The following is a 21,019-nucleotide window of genomic DNA, read 5'->3' on the forward strand; positions in this document are numbered from 1 at the left end:
GCCGCCGTCCTCGCCGCCGTACCCGCCGAACACCCCCTCACCGCGGTGATCCACACCGCCGGCGTGCTCGACGACGGCGTCCTCGACACCCTCACCCCCGAGCGGTTCGACACCGTCCTGCGGGCCAAGGCGCACTCCGCCGCCCACCTGCACGAACTGACCCGCGACAGCGGCCTCACCGACTTCGTGCTGTTCTCCTCCACCGCCGGCAGCCTCGGCGCCGCCGGCCAGGGCAACTACGCCGCCGCCAACGCCTACCTGGACGCCCTCGCCGACCACCGCCGCGCCGCCGGCCTGCCCGCCGCCTCCGTCGCCTGGGGCCCCTGGGCCGGCACCGGCATGGCCGGCGACGGCACCGGGGTCGAGGACCGCGTCCGCCGCGGCGGATTCACCCCGATGACCGCCGAGGACGCGCTCGCCGCCCTCGACACCGCCGTCGAGCACGGCGACACCGCGCTCACCGTCGCCGACATCGACTGGCAGCGGTACGCGACGGTCTTCACCGCCCACCGCCCCCTCGTCCGCGACCTGCCCGGACTGCGCGCCACCACCGCCGACGCCACCACTACGGCCACCACCGCGGCCCCGGCGCTCGGCCGGGAACTCGCCGCGCTCACCGGACCCGCCCGGCAGCGCCACGTCCTGGACTTCGTACGCGCCCGGGTCGCCGGCGTCCTCGGCCACCCCGACCCGGCCGCCGTCGAACCCGACCAGCCCTTCACCGACCTCGGCTTCGACTCGCTGACCACCGTCGAACTGCGCAACACCCTCAACGCCACCACCGGCCTGACACTGCCCGCCACCCTCGTCTACGACCACCCCACCACCCGCGACCTGGCCGCCCACCTCCTCACCGAACTGCTCGGCACCCTGCCCGACCCGGCCGACGACCGCGCCGCCACGGACACCACCGGACGCGCGGCCGACGACGACCCCGTGGTCATCGTCGGCATGGGCTGCCGCTTCCCCGGCGGCGTCGACTCACCCGACGACCTGTGGGACCTGCTGTACGACGGCCGCGACGCCATCACCGGCTTCCCCGCCGACCGCGGCTGGGACCTCGACACCCTCGCCCGCGGCGGCTCCGCCACCCTGGAGGGCGGATTCCTCGACGGCGCCGGCCTGTTCGACGCCGCCTTCTTCGGGATCTCCCCGCGCGAGGCCCTCGCCATGGACCCGCAGCAGCGCCTGCTCCTGGAGACCTCCTGGGAGGCCCTGGAGCGCGCCGGCATCGACCCGGCGGGCCTGCGCGGCAGCGCCACCGGCGTCTTCGTCGGCACCAACGGCCAGGACTACGCCACCATGCTGCGCCGCGGCACCACCGACGTGCGTGGCCACGCCGCCACCGGCACCACCGCCAGCGTCATGTCCGGACGGCTGTCCTACACCCTCGGCCTGGAGGGCCCGGCCGTCACCGTCGACACCGCCTGCTCCTCGGCGCTCGTCGCCCTGCACATGGCCGCCACGGCGCTGCGCTCCGGCGAGTGCTCCCTGGTCCTGGCCGGCGGCGTCTCGGTGATGTCCAGCCCCGACGCCTTCGTCGAGTTCACCGCCCAGGGCGGCCTCGCCGGCGACGGCCGCTGCAAGGCCTTCGCGGACTCCGCCGACGGCACCGCCTGGTCCGAGGGCGCCGGCGTCCTGGTCCTGGAGCGCCTGTCCGACGCACGCCGCAACGGGCACCCGGTGCTCGCCGTGGTCCGCGGCGCGGCCGTCAACCAGGACGGCGCCTCCAACGGCCTGACCGCCCCCAACGGCCGCGCCCAGCAGCGCGTCATCCGCGCCGCCCTCGCCGACGCCCGCCTCACCCCGGCCGACGTCGACGTGGTCGAGGCGCACGGCACCGGCACCGCCCTCGGCGACCCCATCGAGGCGCACGCCCTCATCGCCGCCTACGGCGACGGGCGCGATTCGCGGCACCCGCTGCTGCTCGGCACGGTCAAGTCCAACCTGGGCCACACCCAGGCCGCCGCCGGTGTCGCCGGCGTCATCAAGACCGTCCTCGCCCTGCGCCACGGCGAACTGCCCCGCACCCTCCACGTCGACACCCCGTCGACCCACGTCGACTGGTCCGACGGCACGGTCTCGCTGCTCCGCGAGCGCCGCGCCTGGCCGGAGACCGGGCGTCCGCGCCGCGCCGGCGTCTCCGCCTTCGGCGTCAGCGGCACCAACGCCCACGTCCTGCTGGAGCAGGCCCCGGCGGACGTCGAGCCGCGCGGCGACGCGGCTCCCGTGGCGCCCGCCGAGGTGCCCTGGCTCGTGTCCGCCCGCACTGCCGAGGCCCTGGAGGACCAGACCGGGCGACTGGTGTCGTTCACCGCCGCCCACCCGGACGTCCCGGCCCTCGACACCGCGTACACCCTGGCCGTCGGCCGCACCGCGTTCGAGCACCGGGCGGTGCTGCTCGCGGGCGCCGAGGGCGGGGCACCGGTCGAGGTGGCGCGTGGTCGTGCGGCGGAGCGGTCGTTGGCGGTGCTGTTCTCGGGGCAGGGGTCGCAGCGTGCGGGGATGGGGCGTGAGCTGTACGCCCGGTTCCCGGTGTTCGCGGAGGCGCTGGACGCCGTACTGGCGCGGCTGGACGCCGAGCTGGAGCGTCCGTTGCGGGAGGTGCTGTTCGCGGAGGAGGGCACGCCCGAGGCAGAGCTCCTGGATACGACCGGGTTCACGCAGCCCGCGCTGTTCGCGGTCGAGGTGGCCCTGTACCGGCTGGTCGAAAGCTGGGGTGTGCGGCCGGAGTTCGTGGCCGGGCATTCCGTCGGTGAGATCACGGCCGCGCACGTCGCGGGTGTCCTCTCCCTGGAGGACGCGTGCGCGCTGGTCGCGGCGCGCGCCCGGCTGATGCGGGAACTGCCGTCCGGTGGTGCGATGGTGGCCGTCCAGGCCACCGAGGAGGAGATCGCTCCGAGGCTGACGGACGGCACCGCCCTGGCGGCGGTGAACGGTCCGGACGCGGTGGTGATCGCGGGTGTCGAGTCCGAGGTCGTGGCGCTGGCGGAGGAGTTCGCCGCGCGGGGCCGCAGGACGCGGCGCCTGTCGGTCAGTCACGCCTTCCACTCGCCGCTGATGGACCCGATGCTGGCGGAGTTCCGCCGGGTCGCCGAGAGCCTCGCCTACGCGGAGCCGTCCCTCCCCGTCGTCTCCAACGTGACCGGTGGGATCGCAGGCCCGGAGCTGCTGTGCTCGCCCGAGTACTGGGTACGCCACGTCCGGGGCACGGTGCGGTTCGCCGACGGTGTACGCGCGATGTCCGGTGCCGGTGTGAACGCGTTCCTGGAGCTGGGCCCCGACGGTGTCCTGACCGGGATGGCCGCGCGGGTGCTGGACGGAGCCGCCGACACGGTGTCCGTGCCGGTGCTTCGAGGGGACCGCCCCGAGGAGACCGCCCTGCTCACCGCGCTGGCCCGGCTCCACGTCACCGGCGTCGACCTCGACTGGGACGCCTGGTTCCGCGGAACCGGCGCCCGTCGTACCGAGCTGCCCACCTACGCCTTCCAGCGCGAGCACTACTGGCCCGAACCGGCCGCCGCACCCGGCGCGGGAGCCGGGCAGGACCCGGCGGACGCCGCCTTCTGGGCCGCCGTGGAACGGGAGGACCTCCAGGCGCTGTCCGCCGCGCTCGACCTGGACGACACCGTCCTGTCGGACGTGCTGCCCGCGCTCTCCTCGTGGCGCCGCGGGCTCAACGAGCGGTCCCTGGTGGACGGCTGGCGGTACCGGGTGACCTGGCGTCCGCTGACGGTCGGCGCCGTCACCTCCCCGGCCGCCGACGGTCCCTGGCTCGTCCTGATCCCCACCGTGCTCGACGGCGACCCGTGGGCCGAGGCCCTCGCCGGCGCCCTCGGCGCGGACGCGGTGCGCGTGGTCTGCGCCCCGGACGACACCGCGCTCGCCGCACGGCTGGCGGAGGCCGCCGACGGCACCGAGTACGCCGGTGCGGTGTCCCTGTTCGCTGCGGACAGCAGTGACCGTGCCCTGCCGTCCGGTGCCGCCTGGCCCGGCACCCTGCTGGACGCCCTGGACGGCGCCGGGATCACCGGCCGCCTGTGGGCCGTCACCCGGGGCGCCGTCTCCGTCGGCCGTTCCGAGGCCGGGGCGGACCCCGCGCAGGCGGCCGTCTGGGGCATGGGCCGGGTCACCGCCCTGGAGCGGCCCGACCGCTGGGGCGGTCTCGTCGACGTCGACCACGTGGCCGACGCCCGCACCGCCGAGCGCCTGCGGGCCGTCCTGACCGCGACCGGTCCGGACGCCGAGGACCAGGTCGCGCTGCGCGCCTCCGGCGCCTACGGCCGGCGGCTGGTCCGGGCGGCGGCACAGCGCCCGGACGCCCCCTGGCGGCCCACCGGCACCGTGCTGGTCACCGGCGGCCCCGAGGGCTTCGCCGGTCACGTCGCCCGCTGGCTGGCCGGGAACGGCGCCACCGGCGTACTGCTGGCCGTCCGCGGTGAGGCCGAAGCCCGCGCGCTCGACGCGCTGCGTGCCGAACTCGCCGATTCGGAGACGGAGTTCACGGCGGTCGTGCACGACCCGGCGGACCCTGCCGTCCTCGCCGACGCGGTGGACGCCCTGCCCGGCGACCGTCCGCTCACCGCCGTGATCCACACCGGCGACGACGGGACCCCCGCCGAGGACGCCGACACTCTCCTCGCCGCCGTGCGCCGGGACCTCGACGCGCTGGACGCGGCCACCGGGGACCGGGACCTGGACGCCTTCGTCGTGTTCGGCTCCATCTCCGGCATCTGGGGCGTCAGCGGTCAGGGAGCCGGCGCCGCCGCGGGCGCCTACCTGGACGCCGTCACCCAGGAACGCCGGGCGGAGGGCCGTACCGCGGTCGCCGTCTCCTGGGGCGCCTGGGTCGGCGCCGGGCCGGACGGGCTCGCCGCCCACCTGCGCGCCAACGGCCTGCCCGCGATGGACCCGGACCGGGCCCTGACCGTGCTCGGCGCGGTCGTCGGCGACGCCGTCGCCGACCCGTCGGCACCGGCCTCGGTGACCGTCGCCGACGTGCTGTGGGACCGCTTCGCGCCCGCCTTCACCCGCACCCGGCCCGGCCGCCTGTTCACCGAACTGCCCGAGGCGCGGCGCGCCCTGGACGCGGTCGGCGGCGGCGACCGCGCGGACGCCGGCACCGCCGGCACGCTCCGCACCCGGCTGCGGCGGCTCGACGAGCGGGACCGGCTCCCGTACGCCCTGGACCTGGTCCGCACCGAGGTCGCCTCGGTGCTCGGCCACGCGGGCGCCGACGCCGTACCCGCCGAACAGGCCTTCAAGGACCTCGGGTTCGACTCGCTGACCGCCGTCGACCTGCGCAACCAGCTCGCGACCGCGACCGGCCTCACCCTGCCCGCCACCCTGGTCTTCGACTACCCGACGCCCACCGCGCTCGCCACGCACCTGCTGACCGGGCTCCTCGGCGAGGACACCGGCCCGGCCGCCCCGGCCGTGCCCGGGACGGACGCCGTGACGGCCGACGACCCGATCGTCATCGTCGGCATGAGCTGCCGCTACCCGGGCGGAGTGCGTTCGCCCGAGGACCTGTGGGAGCTGGCCGTCGCCGGCACCGACGCCATCGGCGCCTTCCCCACCGACCGCGGCTGGGACCTGGACCGGCTCCTGAACGGGGACCGGGACGGCCGGGGCCGCAGCGTCACCCGCCATGGCGGATTCCTGTACGACGTCGCCGACTTCGACCCCGACTTCTTCGGCATCTCCCCGCGCGAGGCCCTGGTCATCGACCCGCAGCAGCGGATCGTGCTGGAGGCCGCCTGGGAGGCCCTGGAGCGGGCCGGCATCGACCCGGCCGGGCTGCGCGGCGGTGACACCGGCGTGTTCGTCGGCGGCGGCAGCGGCGACTACCGTCCCGCCGTCGGCCAGGTCGGCCACGTCGAGACCGCCCAGTCGGCGAGCCTGCTCTCCGGCCGGCTGTCCTACACCCTCGGCCTGGAAGGGCCCTCGGTCAGCGTCGACACGGCCTGCTCGTCGTCGCTGGTCGCGCTGCACCTCGCGGCGCAGGCCCTGCGCAACGGCGAGTGCTCCCTCGCCCTCGCGGGCGGTGTCACCGTGATGTCGACGCCGGTCGGCTTCGTCGAGTTCGGCGAGATGGGCGCGCTGTCCCCGGACGGCCGCTGCAAGGCCTTCTCCGACGACGCCGACGGCACCGCGTGGGCCGAGGGCGTGGGCGTCCTCGTCGTCGAACGGCTCTCCGACGCCCGCCGCAACAACCACGAGGTCCTCGCCGTGCTGCGCGGCTCGGCGATCAACCAGGACGGCGCCTCCAACGGCCTGACCGCCCCCAACGGCCCCTCCCAGCAGCGCGTCATCCGCAAGGCGCTGGCCGCCGCGGGCCTCACCGCCCGCGACGTCGACGCCGTCGAGGCGCACGGCACCGGCACCACGCTCGGCGACCCGATCGAGGCCCAGGCCCTGCACGCCACCTACGGCCAGGACCGCCCCGCCGGACGGCCGCTGCTGCTCGGCTCGGTGAAGTCCAACCTCGGCCACACCCAGGCCGCCTCCGGTGTCGCCGGCGTCATCAAGATGGTCCTGGCGATGCGGCACGGCACCCTGCCGAAGACCCTGCACGTCGGCACGCCGTCCTCGCACGTCGCCTGGGACCCGGACGCCGTACGGCTGCTGACCGAGACGACCGCCTGGCCCGAGACCGGGCGTCCGCGCCGCGCGGGCGTCTCCTCCTTCGGCGCCAGCGGCACCAACGCCCACGTCGTCCTGGAGCAGCCCACGGCCGCCACCACCGCGCCGGCGGCCCCGCCCGCCGGGGAGGGCCCGGCGGCCGCGGGACCGCTGCCGGTGGCCCTGTCCGCCGTCACCCGGGACGCCCTCGCCGAGCAGGCGGACCGCCTGCTCGCCCGGCTCACCGACGGCGCGGACCCGGCCGCCTCGGTCGCCGACCTGGCGCTGTCCCTCGGCACCACCCGCTCGGCGTTCGAGCACCGCGCCGTGCTCGTCGCCGCCGACCGGGCCGAACTCCTCGACGCGCTCACCGCGCTCGCCGCGGACCGGACCGTCCCGGACGTCCTGCGCGGCCGGGCCGTGCCCGGCGGCCGGACCGCGTTCCTCTTCCCCGGCCAGGGCTCCCAGCGGCCCGGCGCCGGCCGTGCGCTGTACGACCGGTACCCGGTGTTCGCCGAGGCCCTGGACGCCGTCGCCGCCCACCTCGACCCGGAGCTCGACCGGCCGCTGCGCGAGGTGATGTTCGCGCCGGAGGGCACCCCCGAGGCCGCCCTGCTGGACACCACCGGCTACACCCAGCCCGCGCTGTTCGCCCTCGGCGTCGCCCTGTACCGGCTGGTCGAGTCCTGGGGCGTCCGCCCGGACCTGCTGGCCGGGCACTCCGTCGGCGAGATCGCCGCCGCCCACGTCGCCGGGGTGTTCACCCTGGAGGACGCCTGCACGGTCGTCGCCGCCCGCGCCCGCCTGATGCAGGCCCTCCCGGCCGGCGGCGCCATGATCGCCGTACGGGCGAGCGAGGAGGAGGCCGTCGCACGGCTCGGCGACCGGACGTCACTGGCCGCCGTCAACGGCCCCGACACGGTCGTGGTCTCCGGCGACGAGGACGCGGTCACCGCCCTCGCCGAGGAGTTCACCGCACTCGGCCGGAAGACTAGGCGTTTGCGGGTGAGCCATGCGTTTCACTCCCTGCACATGGACGCCATGCTCGAGGACTTCGCAAGGGTCACCCGGAGCGTGTCGTACACCGCGCCCACGCTGCCCCTGGTGTCGAACCTCACCGGGGAGACGGCCGCACCGGAGCGGGTGTGCGACCCCGGGTACTGGATCGAACACGTCCGCCACACCGTCCGGTTCGGCGACGGGGTACGCACCCTCGCCGCCCGCGGCGCCACCCGCTACCTGGAGCTCGGGCCCGACGGCGTGCTCTGCTCCCTGGCGCAGGACACCTTCGACGCCCTCGCCGACGACAACCGCCCGGCCCCGGCCGCCGTACCGGCGCTGCGCACCGGACGCGACGAGGAGCGGTCCCTGATCGCCGCGGTCGCCCGGTTGCACGCCGCCGGGCAGCCCCTCGACTGGGCCGCGCTGCTCGACGGCACCGGCGCCCGCCGCGTCGACCTGCCGACGTACGCCTTCCGGCGCCGCCGCTTCTGGCCCGACGCGGCCCCCGCCACCGCGGACACCGCGGCCGGCGCCGGGGACGGCGACGCCGCGTTCTGGGCGGCCGTCCAGGGCGAGGACTTCGACGCCCTCGCCGGTGACCTGGGCGTCGACGGGGAGTCCCTGTCCCGGGTGCTGCCCGCGCTGCGGGACTGGCGCCGCAAGCGCGGCGACCAGGCCACCGTGGACGGCTGGCGCCAGCGCATCGCCTGGCGCCCCCTGAACCGGGCCGCCACCGGCGCCCCGGCCGGCACCTGGCTGGCCGTGCTGCCCGCCGGAGGCGCCGACGAACCGTGGACCGCCGAGGTGCTGCGCCTCCTCGGCCCCGCGACCGTCCGCCTGGAGGCCACCGGCGCCGACCGGGCCGGCCTCGCCGCCCGGCTGCGCGAACTCCAGGACGGCGAAGACCCGTTCACCGGCGTGGTGTCGCTGCTCGCCCTCGCCGAGGGCGGCGACCCGGGAGCGCCCGGCACCCCGCTCGGCGCCACCCTCACCACCGCGCTGCTCCAGGCGCTCGGCGACGCCCGCGTCGACGCACCGCTGTGGTGCCTCACCCGCGGCGCCGTCGCCGTCTCGCCCGGCGAGAGCGTGCCCGCGCCGCTCCAGGCCGCCGTGCACGGCCTCGGCCGGGTCGCGGCCCTGGAGTACCCGCACCGCTGGGGCGGCACCGTCGACCTGCCCGACACCCTCGACGAGCGGTCCGCGCGGCGGCTCGCGGCGGTCCTCGCCGACCCCGAGGGCGAGGACCAGCTCGCGATCCGGCCCGCCGCCGTCTTCGGCCGCCGCCTCGCCGCCGTACGGCCCGGCACCCCCCGCGACTGGCAGCCCACCGGAACCGTCCTGATCACCGGCGGCACCGGCGCCCTCGGCGCCCACGTCGCCCGCCGCCTCGCCGGCGCCGGGGCCCGCCACCTGCTGCTCCTCAGCCGCCGCGGCCCCGACGCGCCCGGCGCCGGCAAGCTCCGCGCCGAGCTCGCCGAACTCGGCGCCGAGGCCACCCTCACCGCCTGCGACACCGCCGACCGGGACGCCCTGGCCGCCGTCCTCGCGGACATCCCCGCCCACGCGCCCCTCACCGGCGTCGTGCACACCGCGGGCGTCCTCGACGACGGCGTGCTCGACGGTCTCACCCCCGAACGGTTCGAGACGGTCTTCCACGCCAAGGTCACCGGCGCGCTCCTCCTGGACGAGCTGACCCGCGGCCACGACCTGGACGTCTTCGCCCTGTTCTCCTCCGCGTCCGCCGCGGTCGGCAACCCCGGCCAGGGCAACTACGCGGCGGCCAACGCGGTCCTCGACGCCCTCGCCGAACGCCGCCGCGCCGACGGCCTGCCCGCCACCTCCGTCGCCTACGGCGCCTGGGGCGGCGACGGCATGGCCGGCGACGACCGCGCCGCCGCCCTCGCCCGGCGCACCGGCATCCGGCCGCTCGACCCGGATCTCGCGGTCCTGGCACTGCGCCAGGCCGTCACCGGGAGCGACCCGGTCGCGGTCGTCGCCGACGTCGACCCCGAGCGGTTCGTACGGGCCTTCACCACGGTGCGGCCCAGCGCCCTGCTGACGGAGATGCCCGCCCACGCCGCCCTCACGGCCGCCGCGACCACCGCCGGGGACGACGCCGGACGGGACGCGCCCGCCCTGCGCGACCGGCTGGCCCGGCTGCCCGGCAACCGGCGCCTGGGCGCGGTGCTCACCCTGGTGCGGGAACGCGCCGCCGAGGTCCTCGGCCACACCGGAACCGACCTGGTGGGCCCCGACCGGGCCTTCCGCGACCTCGGCTTCGACTCACTCGGCGCCGTCGAGCTGCGCAACCAGCTGGGCGCCGCCACCGGACTCACCCTGTCCGCCACCCTCGTCTTCGACCACCCCACCCCCGCCGCCCTCGCCGAGCACGTCCTCGGCCGGCTGCTGCCCGCCGGCACCCCGGGCGGCGGGACCACCGGCGAGACCACCGACGAGACCGCGCTGCGCGCCGTCCTCGCCTCGGTGCCCCTCGACCGGCTGCGGGAGATCGGCGTCCTGGAACCGCTCCTGAAGCTCGCCGGACGGGCCCAGGCACCGGCGGCCGGGACACCGGCGCGGGACACCGGCGCCGAGGACGTGTCCGACGCGTCCATCGACGCCATGGAGGTCGACGACCTCGTGCAGGCGGCACTCAACGGCAACCTTGACGAACAGCGGGACTGACGGAGCGACCATGACCACGCCCAGCGAAAAAGTTGTCGAAGCTCTCCGGGCCTCGCTCAAGGAGACCGAACGGCTGCGCCGGCAGAACCGGGAACTCGCGGCAGCCGCCGCGGAGCCCGTCGCCGTCGTCGCGATGAGCTGCCGCTACCCCGGAGGCGTCACCTCCCCCGAGGACCTGTGGCGGCTCGTCGAGTCCGGCACCGACGCCATCTCCGGCTTCCCCACCGACCGCGGCTGGGACCTCGACGCCCTGCGCGACGCGGGCGTCGACGCCCGCGGCCACTCCGTCAGCCAGCAGGGCGGATTCCTCGACGGCGTCGCCGACTTCGACGCCGCCTTCTTCGGGATCTCCCCGCGCGAGGCCGTCTCCATGGACCCGCAGCAGCGCCTGCTGCTCGAAACGTCCTGGGAGACCCTGGAACGGGCCGGCATCGACCCGCACAGCCTGCGTGGCAGCGCCACCGGCGTCTTCGTCGGCACCAACGGCCAGGACTACGCCTACCTGCTGGTCCGTTCCCTGGCCGACGCCACCGGCGACATCGGCACCGGCATCGCCGCCAGCGCCACCTCCGGCCGCCTCTCCTACACCCTCGGCCTGGAGGGCCCGGCCGTCACCGTCGACACCGCCTGCTCCTCCTCCCTGGTCGCCCTGCACGCCGCCGTCCACGCGCTGCGCGCCGGGGAGTGCGGCCTCGCCCTCGCGGGCGGCGTCAACGTCATGTCCGCGCCCGGCTCCCTGATGGAGTTCAGCCGCCAGGGCGGACTGGCCGGCGACGGCCGCTGCAAGGCGTTCTCCGACGACGCCGACGGCACCGGCTGGTCCGAGGGCGTCGGCATGCTCCTGCTGGAACGCCTCTCCGACGCCCGCCGCAACGGCCACCCCGTCCTCGCCGTGATCCGCGGCTCCGCCGTCAACCAGGACGGCGCCTCCAACGGCTTCACCGCCCCCAACGGCCCCGCCCAGCAGCGCGTCATCCAGCGCGCCCTGCACACCGCCGGCCTGACCACCGCCGACGTCGACGCCGTCGAGGCCCACGGCACCGGCACCCCCCTCGGCGACCCCATCGAGGCCCAGGCCCTCCTCGCCACCTACGGCCAGGACCGCGACCCCGAGCGCCCGCTGCTCCTCGGCTCCATCAAGTCGAACATCGGACACGCACAGGCCGCCGCCGGTGTCGCCGGCGTCATCAAGATGGTCATGGCCATGCGCCACGGCGTCCTGCCGCCCACCCTGCACGCCGACCGGCCCTCCCGCCACGTCGACTGGAACGCGGGCGCGGTACGCCTGCTCACCGAACGCACCCCCTGGCCGGAGACCGGCCGCCCCCGCCGGGCCGGCGTGTCCTCCTTCGGCATCAGCGGCACCAACGCCCACGTCCTGCTGGAACAGGCCGAACCGGCCCCGGAGCCCGAAGAGCCCGCCACCCCGCCCCTCACCCCGGGGATCGTGCCGTGGCCGGTCTCCGCCAGGACCGAGGACGCCCTGCGGGACCGCCTCGCGCAGCTCACCGCACCCACCGACGCCACCGCCCTCGACACCGGCTACTCCCTCGCCACCGGCCGCTCGGTCTTCGAGCACCGGGCCGTGCTGCTCACCGGCGCCGACGGCGTACCCACCGAGGTGGCCCGCGGCCGGGCCACGGAACGCTCACTGGCCGTCCTGTTCTCCGGCCAGGGCTCCCAGCGGCCCGGCATGGGCCGTGAACTGTACGCCCGCTTCCCGGTGTTCGCCGAAGCCCTCGACGCCGTACTGGACCGGCTCGACCGCGACCTCGACCGCCCGCTGCGCGACGTCGTCTTCGCCGCGCGCCGCACCCCCGAGGCGGAACTCCTCGACACCACCGGCTACACCCAGCCCGCGCTGTTCGCCGTCGAGGTCGCCCTGTACCGGCTCGTCGAGTCGTGGGGCGTGACACCGGAGTTCGTCGGGGGCCACTCGGTCGGTGAGATCGCCGCCGCGCACGTGGCGGGCGTGCTGTCCCTGGACGACGCCTGCGCCCTGGTCGCCGCCCGCGCCCGGCTGATGGCACAACTTCCGGCGGGCGGCGCCATGACGGCGATCGAGGCCACCGAGGAGGAGGTCACCCGCGAGCTGACCGCCGGTGTGTCGGTGGCCGCGGTCAACGGCCCGGACGCCGTGGTCGTCGCCGGTGACGAGAGGGAAGTCCTCGCCCTCGCCGCCGGATTCGCCGACCGGGGCCGCAGGACGCGGCGCCTGTCGGTGAGCCACGCCTTCCACTCGCCGCTGATGGAGCCGATGCTCGACGCCTTCCGCGCCGTCGCGGAGACCCTCACCTACCACGAACCGCTCCTCCCGGTCGTCTCCAACGTGACCGGCGAGATCGCCGGCCCCGAACTGCTGTGCTCCGCCGACTACTGGGTGCGCCACGTACGGCAGGCCGTGCGCTTCGCCGACGGCGTACGCGCCCTGGCCGCCGCCGGCGCCGACGCCTTCCTGGAACTGGGCCCCGACGGCGTCCTCACCGGCATGGCCGCGCGGGTGCTCGACGGCACCGCCGACACCGTGTCCGCGGCCGCCCTGCGCAAGGACCGCGCCGAGGAACGCGCCCTGCTCACCGCCCTGTCCCGGCTGCACGTCGCGGGCGTCGGCGTCGACTGGGCCCGCTGCTTCGACGGGACCGGCGCGCGCCGCACCGACCTGCCCACCTACCCGTGGCAGCACGAGCGGTACTGGCCCGTCCTGATGGCCGCCGCCGGCGACGTGTCGGCCGCCGGCCTGGTCTCCGCCGAACACCCCCTGCTGGGCGCCGCGGTCTCCCTCGCCGGCCTCGACGGGGTCCTGTTCACCGGACGCCTCTCCGCGCAGACCCACCCCTGGCTGATGGACCACACGGTGGGCGGCGTCGTCGCCTTCCCCGCCACCGGCTTCCTGGAACTCGCCGTCCGCGCCGGCGACCAGGTCGGCTGCGACCGCATCGACGAACTCACCCTCGCCAAACCGCTCATCCTCACCGAGAACGCCGCCGCCGTCGTCCAGGTGTGGGTCGGCGCCCCGGACGAGACCGGCGCCCGCAAGGTCACCGTCTACTCGCAGACCATGGACGACCCGGAGCAGCGCTGGACCGAGCACGCCAACGGCGTCCTCACCACCGGCGAGCGCACCACCCCCTTCGACGCGAGCGTCTGGCCCCCGCGCGGCGCCGTCGCCGCCGACCTCGAAGGCTTCTACGAACGCACCGAGTACGGCCCCGTCTTCCAGGGACTGCGCGCCGTCTGGCGGCGCGGCGACGAGGCGTTCGTCGAGGTCGCCCTGCCGAGCCAGGTCGACGACGCCGAGTACTACGGCATGCACCCGGCCCTGCTCGACGCGGCCGTGCAGTCCGTCGGCTTCGTCGGCCTCGGTGACGGCAAGAAGCTGCTGCCGTTCTCCTGGTCCGGGGTGTCCCTGCACGCGGGCGGCGCCTCCGTGGTCCGCGTCCGCGTCGCCCGGGTCGGCGAGGACTCCGTCTCCATCGCCGCGGTCGACGTCGAGGGCGCGCCCGTGCTCTCCGCCGAGTCGCTGATCCTGCGCGTCCCCTCCGCCATCCAGGCCCCCGCGCTGCGCGGCAGCGCACAGGACGGCCTGCTCCGCCTCCAGTGGACCCCCGCCCCCGACACCGGCGCCGACACGGACGTCCCCTGCGCCGTCCTCGGCAGCGGCACGGGACTGCCGGGCACCCCGCTCACCGCCCTCGCCGACAGTGTGGCCGCCTCACCGCGGCCCGAGCTGGTCCTGGTACCGCTGGGCGACGGCGGCGGCGAACTGCCCGCCGCCGCCCACACCCTCACCGCCCGCGCCCTCGACCTGGTGCGCGAGTGGCTGGGGCTGAACCCGTCCGGACCGTCCCGGCTGGTGTTCGTCACGCGCGGCGCCGTCGCCGCCGACACCGGCGAGCGGGTGCGCGACCTCGCCGCTGCCGCCGCCTGGGGCCTGATCCGCAGCGCCGAGGCCGAGAACCCGGGCCGCTTCGCCCTGCTCGACCTCGACGCGGACACCACGGGCGCCACCGCCCGCACACTGCTGGGACGGCTGCCCGCCCTGCTGGCCGGGGGAGACACCCAGTTCGTCGTCCGTGACGACACCGTGCGCGTCGCCCGGCTGGCCCGGCTGACCAGCGGCGCGAGCCTGCTCCCGGCCGCCGGACTGCCCTGGCGGCTCGACAGCGACGACCGCGGCACCCTCGACGCCCTCACCCTCGCCCCCTCCCCGGAGGCGCTCCAGGCGCCGGAGGGCCGGCAGGTGCGGCTCGACGTGCGGGCGGCCGGGCTGAACTTCCGCGACGTGATGAACGCGCTCGGCATGTACCCGGGTGAGGCCGGACTCCTCGGCTCGGAGGCCGTCGGCGTCGTCGCCGAGACCGGCCCCGAGGCCACCGGGCTGCGGGCCGGCGACCGGGTGATGGGCATGGTCCCCGGCGGCCTGGCCGACACCGTCCTCATCGACGAGCGCTACCTCGTCCACGTCCCCGACGGGTGGACGGACGAGCAGGCGGCGTCGATGCCGCTGGTGTTCCTGACGGCCCTGTACGCCTTCCGTGATCTGGCGGGTCTGCGGGCGGGGGAGTCGGTGCTGGTGCACGCGGGTGCGGGTGGTGTGGGCATGGCTGCGGTGCAGCTGGCCCGGCATCTGGGCGCGGAGGTGTTCGCGACCGCGAGCGAGGGCAAGTGGGACACGCTGCGGGCTCTGGGGCTGGATGACGATCACATCGCGTCGTCGCGTGATCTGGGCTTCGAGGAGAAGTTCCGGGCGGTGACCGGTGGCCGGGGCGTGGATGTGGTGCTGAACGCGCTCGCGGGTGAGTTCGTGGACGCGTCGCTGCGGCTGACGGCGGACGGTGGCCGGTTCCTGGAGATGGGCAAGACCGACATCCGGGACCCGCGGGCGGTCGAGCGGGTGGCCTATCGGGCGTTCGATCTGGGTGAGGCGGGTCCCGACCGTACGGGGGAGATGCTGCGGGAGCTGGTGGGTCTGTTCGCCGAGGGGGCGCTGCGGCCCCTGCCGGTGACGGTGTGGGACGTGCGGCGGGCGCGTGAGGCGTTCCGGTTCATGAGCCGGGCCCAGCACGTGGGCAAGATCGTGCTGACGATGCCGCCGCGCTGGAACCCCGACGGCACCGTCCTCATCACCGGCGGTACGGGAGGCCTGGGCCGGGAACTGGCCCGCCACCTGGTGACCGCGCGGGGCGTGCGCCGTCTCCTCCTGGTGTCCCGCCGGGGCGTCGACGCCGAGGGCGCCGCCGAGCTGCGGGACGAACTCACGGCCGCCGGGGCGGTCGTCGACATCACCGCCTGCGACATCGCCGACCGCGAGGCGGCCGAGGCACTGCTCGCCGGGATCGACACGGCGCACCCGCTGACCGCGGTCGTCCACGCCGCCGGTGTCCTCGACGACGGTGTGGTGACGTCCCTGTCGGCGGAGCGGGTTTCGAAGGTGCTGCGGCCGAAGGTGGACGCCGCCTGGCACCTGCATGAACTCACCCAGGGCCTGGACCTGGCCGCGTTCGTCATGTTCTCCTCGGTGTCCGGTGTGATGGGCAGCGCCGGTCAGGGCAACTACGCGGCGGCCAACGTCTTCCTGGACGCGCTCGCCCAGCAGCGGTCCGCCGCCGGCCTGCCCGCCCTCTCCCTGGCCTGGGGCGCCTGGGAGCAGAACGCCGGCATGACCGGCACCCTCTCCGACGCGGACATGCGGCGCATCGCCGCCTCCGGCGCCGCCCCCCTCCCCGTCGAGCACGGCCTCGCCCTCTTCGACACCGCCACCGGCTCCGCCGAACCCCTCGTGGTCCCCATCGGCTCCACCGGCGGCGACCTGCGCGTCCAGGGCGAGGTGCCCCCGCTGCTGCGCAACCTGGTGCGCGGCACCCGGCGCGCCGCCGCCACCGCCGTCGGCGGCGCGAGCACCGCCGCCGACCTGACCCGCCGCCTGCTGGCCCTCCCCGAGGACGAGCGCGTCCGCCACCTCGTCGAACTGGTACGGGCCGAGGCCGCCGCCGTGCTCGGCCACTCCTCGCCCAAGGCCATCGAACCCGGCCGTGAGTTCCGCGAACTCGGCTTCGACTCGCTCACCGCCGTCGAACTGCGCAACCGCCTCACCACCGCCACCGGCCTGCGGCTGACCGCCACCCTCGTCTTCGACTACCCGACCCCGCACGGCCTCGCCGAGCACCTGGTCGCCGAACTCCTCGACGAACACGGCGACGCGGGCGCCCCCCTCGTGTCCGCCGACGTCGCCGACGACCCGGTGGTCATCGTCGGCATGGCCTGCCGCATGCCCGGCGGCATCACCACCCCCGACGAACTGTGGCGGATGCTCGCCGACGGCGAGGACCGCATCACCGCGTTCCCGACCGACCGCGGCTGGGACCTGGACGCCCTGTTCGGCGGAGGCCACGACAACCGGGGCGTCAGCGCCACCCGCCGCGGCGGCTTCCTGCACGACGTGGGCGGCTTCGACGCCGGCTTCTTCGGGATCTCCCCGCGCGAGGCCCTCGCCATGGACCCGCAGCAGCGGCTGCTCCTGGAGACGTCCTGGGAGGCGTTCGAACGCGCCGGCATCGACCCGCAGAGCCTGCGCGGCAGCGCCACCGGCGTCTTCGTCGGCACCACCGGCCAGGACTACGCGACCCTGGTGATGACCTCCCGCGAGGACGTCGAGGGCCACGCCAGCACCGGCCTCGCCACCAGCGTCATCTCCGGCCGGGTCTCCTACGCCCTCGGCCTGGAGGGCCCGGCGCTCACCGTCGACACCGCCTGCTCCTCCTCCCTGGTCGCCCTGCACCTCGCCGCCCAGTCCCTGCGCAGCGGCGAGAGCTCCCTCGCCCTCGCGGGCGGCGTCACCGTGCTGTCGACCCCGATGAACTTCTCCGGCTTCACCCGGCAGGGCGGCCTGGCCGGCGACGGCCTGTGCAAGGCGTTCGCGGACGCCGCCGACGGCACCGGCTGGTCCGAGGGCGTCGGCCTGCTCGTCCTGGAGCGCCTCTCGGACGCCCGCCGCAACGGGCACGAGGTCCTCGCCGTGGTCCGCGGCTCGGCCATCAACCAGGACGGCGCCTCCAACGGCCTGACCGCCCCCAACGGGCCCTCCCAACAGCGCGTCATCCGGCAGGCCCTGGCGAGCGCTGGGCTCACCCCCGCCGACGTGGACGCCGTCGAGGCGCACGGCACGGGCACGACCCTCGGCGACCCCATCGAGGCGCAGGCCCTGCTGGCCACCTACGGCCGCGACCGCGACCCGGAGCGCCCGCTGCTGCTCGGCTCCATCAAGTCGAACATCGGGCACACCCAGGCCGCCGCCGGTGTCGCCGGCGTCATCAAGATGGTGCTCGCCATGCGCCACGGCGAACTGCCCAGGACCCTCCACGTCGACCGGCCCTCCACGCACGTCGACTGGGAGGCGGGCGCGGTGCGCCTCCTCACCGAGCCGACCGCGTGGCCGGACACGGACCGGCCGTGGCGTGCCGGTGTGTCGTCCTTCGGCCTCAGCGGCACCAACGCCCACGTCATCCTCGAACAGCCCGAACCGGCCGCGCCGGAACCGGAGCCGGCCACCGCGCCGTCCGTCTCGCCGGTCCTGGTGCCGTGGCCCGTCTCGGCGCGGTCCGAGGACGCCCTGCCGGGACAGATCGACCGGGTGACGTCCTTCGACACCGGGTCCGTCCTGGACGTGGGCTACTCGCTGGCCTCCGGACGGTCGGTGTTCGAGCACCGGGCGGTGCTGCTCGCGGGCGTCGAGGGCGGGGCACCGGTCGAGGTGGCGCGTGGTCGTGCCGTCGAGCGGTCGTTGGCGGTGCTGTTCTCGGGGCAGGGGTCGCAGCGTGCGGGGATGGGACGTGAGCTGTATGCCCGGTTCCCGGTGTTCGCCGAGGCGCTGGACACCGTACTGGCGCGGCTGGACGCCGAGTTGGAGCGGCCGTTGCGGGAGGTGCTGTTCGCGGAGGAGGGCACGCCGGAGGCGGAGCTCCTCGACACCACCGGGTTCACGCAGCCCGCGCTGTTCGCCGTCGAGGTGGCCCTGTACCGGCTCGTCGAGTCCTGGGGCGTACGGCCCGACTACGTGACGGGTCACTCGGTCGGCGAGATCACGGCCGCGCACGTGGCCGGGGTGCTGTCGCTGGAGGACGCGTGCGCGCTGGTCGCGGCGCGTGCCCGGCTGATGCGGGAACTGCCGTCCGGTGGTGCCATGGTGGCCGTCCAGGCCACCGAGGAGGAGGTCACCCGCGAGCTGACCGCCGGTGTGTCGGTGGCCGCGGTCAACGGCCCGGACGCCGTGGTCGTCGCCGGTGACGAGTCGGAAGTCCTCGCCCTTGCCGCTGAGTTCGCCGACCAGGGGCGCAGGACGCGGCGCCTGTCGGTGAGCCACGCCTTCCACTCGCCGCTGATGGACCCGATGCTGGCGGAGTTCCGTGCCGTCGCGGAGGGGCTGAGCTATGCCGAGCCGGTGATTCCGGTCGTCTCGAACGTGACCGGTGAGGTCGCGGACCGGGAGCTGCTGTGCTCGGCGGAGTACTGGGTGCGCCACGTCCGCGGCACGGTGCGGTTCGCCGACGGTGTGCGGGCGTTGTCCGGTGCCGGTGTGAACGCGTTCCTGGAGCTGGGCCCTGACGGTGTCCTGACCGGGATGGCCGCGCGGGTGCTGGACGGAGGCCAGGACGTCGTGTCGGTGCCCGCCCTGCGCGGGGACCGGCCCGAGGAGAGCGCGCTGCTCACCGCGCTGGCCCGGCTCCACGTCACCGGCGTCGACATCGACTGGGCGCCGTGCTTCGAGGGGACGGGTGCGCGCCGGGTGGCGCTGCCGACGTACGCCTTCCACCACGAGCGGTACTGGCCCCGCCCGGCGGCCCACACCGGTGATGTCACGGGAGCAGGGCTCCGCCCCGCCGAACACCCGCTGCTGGGCGCCGCCACGGCGCTCGCCGCCTCCGAGGGCGTGCTGTTCACCGGGCGCCTGTCGCTCACCACGCACCCCTGGCTCGCGGACCACACCGTCGGCGGCGGCATGGTCCTCTTCCCGGCCACCGGCTTCCTGGAACTGGCCGTGCGCGCCGGCGACGAGGTCGGCTGCGCGTGCGTCGAGGAGTTCACCCTCGCCACACCGCTGCTGCTGCCCGAGGACGGGGCCGTCGTCGTCCAGGTGTGGGTCGGGGCGCCCGACGAGTCCGGCGCCCGCAAGGTGAGCCTGTACTCGCGGGCCGCCGACGTGCCGGAGGCGGCCTGGACGGAGCACGCGGCCGGCGTGCTCGGCACCGACGCACGGACCGCCGGCTTCGACGCGAGCGTCTGGCCCCCGCGGAACGCGGTCGCCGCCGACCTGGAAGGCTTCTACGACCGCACCGAGTACGGACCCGTCTTCCGCACCATCCGCGCCGTGTGGAAGCGCGGTGAGGAGGCGTTCGTCGAGGCCGCGCTCCCGGCGGAGGCGGACGACGCCGGTTACTACGGCATGCACCCGGCCCTGCTGGACGCGGCCGTCCAGTCCGTCGGCTTCGCCGGCCTGGACGACGAGCACAAGCTGCTGCCGTTCCTGTGGGGAGGGGTGTCGCTGCACGCGGGCGGCGCCTCCGTGGTCCGCTTCCGGGTCGCCCGCACGGGTGAGGACTCGGTCTCGATCGCCGCCGTGGACGTCGAGGGCGCGCCCGTCCTGTCTGCCGAGTCGCTGGTGCTGCGCGTCCCCGCCGGGACGCAGGTGCCCGCCGCCCGCCGCACCGAACTGGACTCGCTGCTCCGCCTGGAGTGGACCGCCGCTCCCGAGACCGCCGCCGACCCCTCGGTCCGCCACGCCGTCCTGCCCGCGCTCGGCACCCAGGCCGCCGCGGCCGCCCTGGCCGGTCTCACCGGCACCGAGACCCTGGTGTGCGTCCCCGTCTCCGGCGACGGCCACGGCGAGGACGTGCCACAGGCCACGCACACGCTGCTCGCGCACGCCCTGGACCTGGTGCAGGAGTGGCTGCGGCAGGACCGCTTCGAGACGGCCCGGCTGGTGTTCGTCACCCGGGGCGCGATGTGCTCCGGGCACGGCGACCGGGTCGAGGACCTGGCGGCCGCGGCCGTCTGGGGTCTGCTGCGCGCCGCGCACTCCGAGAACCCCACCCGCTTTGCCCTCGTCGACCTCGACGCGGACAGCCGCGTCGAGACCGTGCTGCCGCTGCTGCCGGAGCTCCTGGCGGGCGGCGACGCCCAGTTCGTCGTACGGGACGGGGAGGTGCTCGTCGGGCGCCTCGACCGGGTGGTCACCGGTGCCGGACTGCTGCCCCCGGCCCACGGCCCCTGGCGGCTGGACAGCACCGGCAAGGGCGACCTGGACGCCCTCACGCTCGTTCCGTGCCCGGAGGCGCTGGACGCTCCGGAGGGCCGGCAGGTGCGGCTCGACGTGCGGGCGGCCGGGCTGAACTTCCGCGACGTGCTCAACGCGCTCGGCATGTACCCGGGGGAAGCGGGACAGCTCGGAGCCGAGGCGGTCGGTGTCGTCACCGCCACCGGGCCCGAGGCGACCGACTTCGCGCCGGGCGACCGGGTGATGGGCATGGTGCCCGGCGGCCTGGCCGACACCGTCCTCATCGACGAGCGGTTCCTGGTCCACGTCCCCGACGGGTGGACGGACGAGCAGGCGGCGTCGATGCCGCTGGTGTTCCTGACGGCCCTGTACGCCTTCCGTGATCTGGCGGGTCTGCGGGCGGGGGAGTCGGTGCTGGTGCACGCGGGTGCGGGTGGT

Annotated in this window: 2 protein-coding genes (1 of these 2 cut by a window edge); both read left to right on the plus strand. The window is 75.8% G+C overall.

Annotated elements, in window-relative coordinates; all coding sequences use genetic code 11:
• Positions 1 to 10,311, plus strand: partial view of a type I polyketide synthase gene (locus ACH5AO_RS18365; protein ID WP_398925787.1) — the end only. It extends 18,273 nt beyond the left edge of the window; the window shows 10,311 of its 28,584 coding nt (coding positions 18,274-28,584); its start codon lies off the left edge, out of view; the stop codon is at positions 10,309 to 10,311.
• Positions 10,312 to 10,321: 10 nt separating this feature from the next.
• Positions 10,322 to 21,019, plus strand: a 10,698-nt coding sequence (locus tag ACH5AO_RS18370; RefSeq protein WP_398925789.1) for an SDR family NAD(P)-dependent oxidoreductase, incomplete at its 3' end; no start/stop codon positions are given.

Source organism: Streptomyces sp. NPDC018964 (genome assembly GCF_044390325.1).
GTDB lineage: Bacteria > Actinomycetota > Actinomycetes > Streptomycetales > Streptomycetaceae > Streptomyces.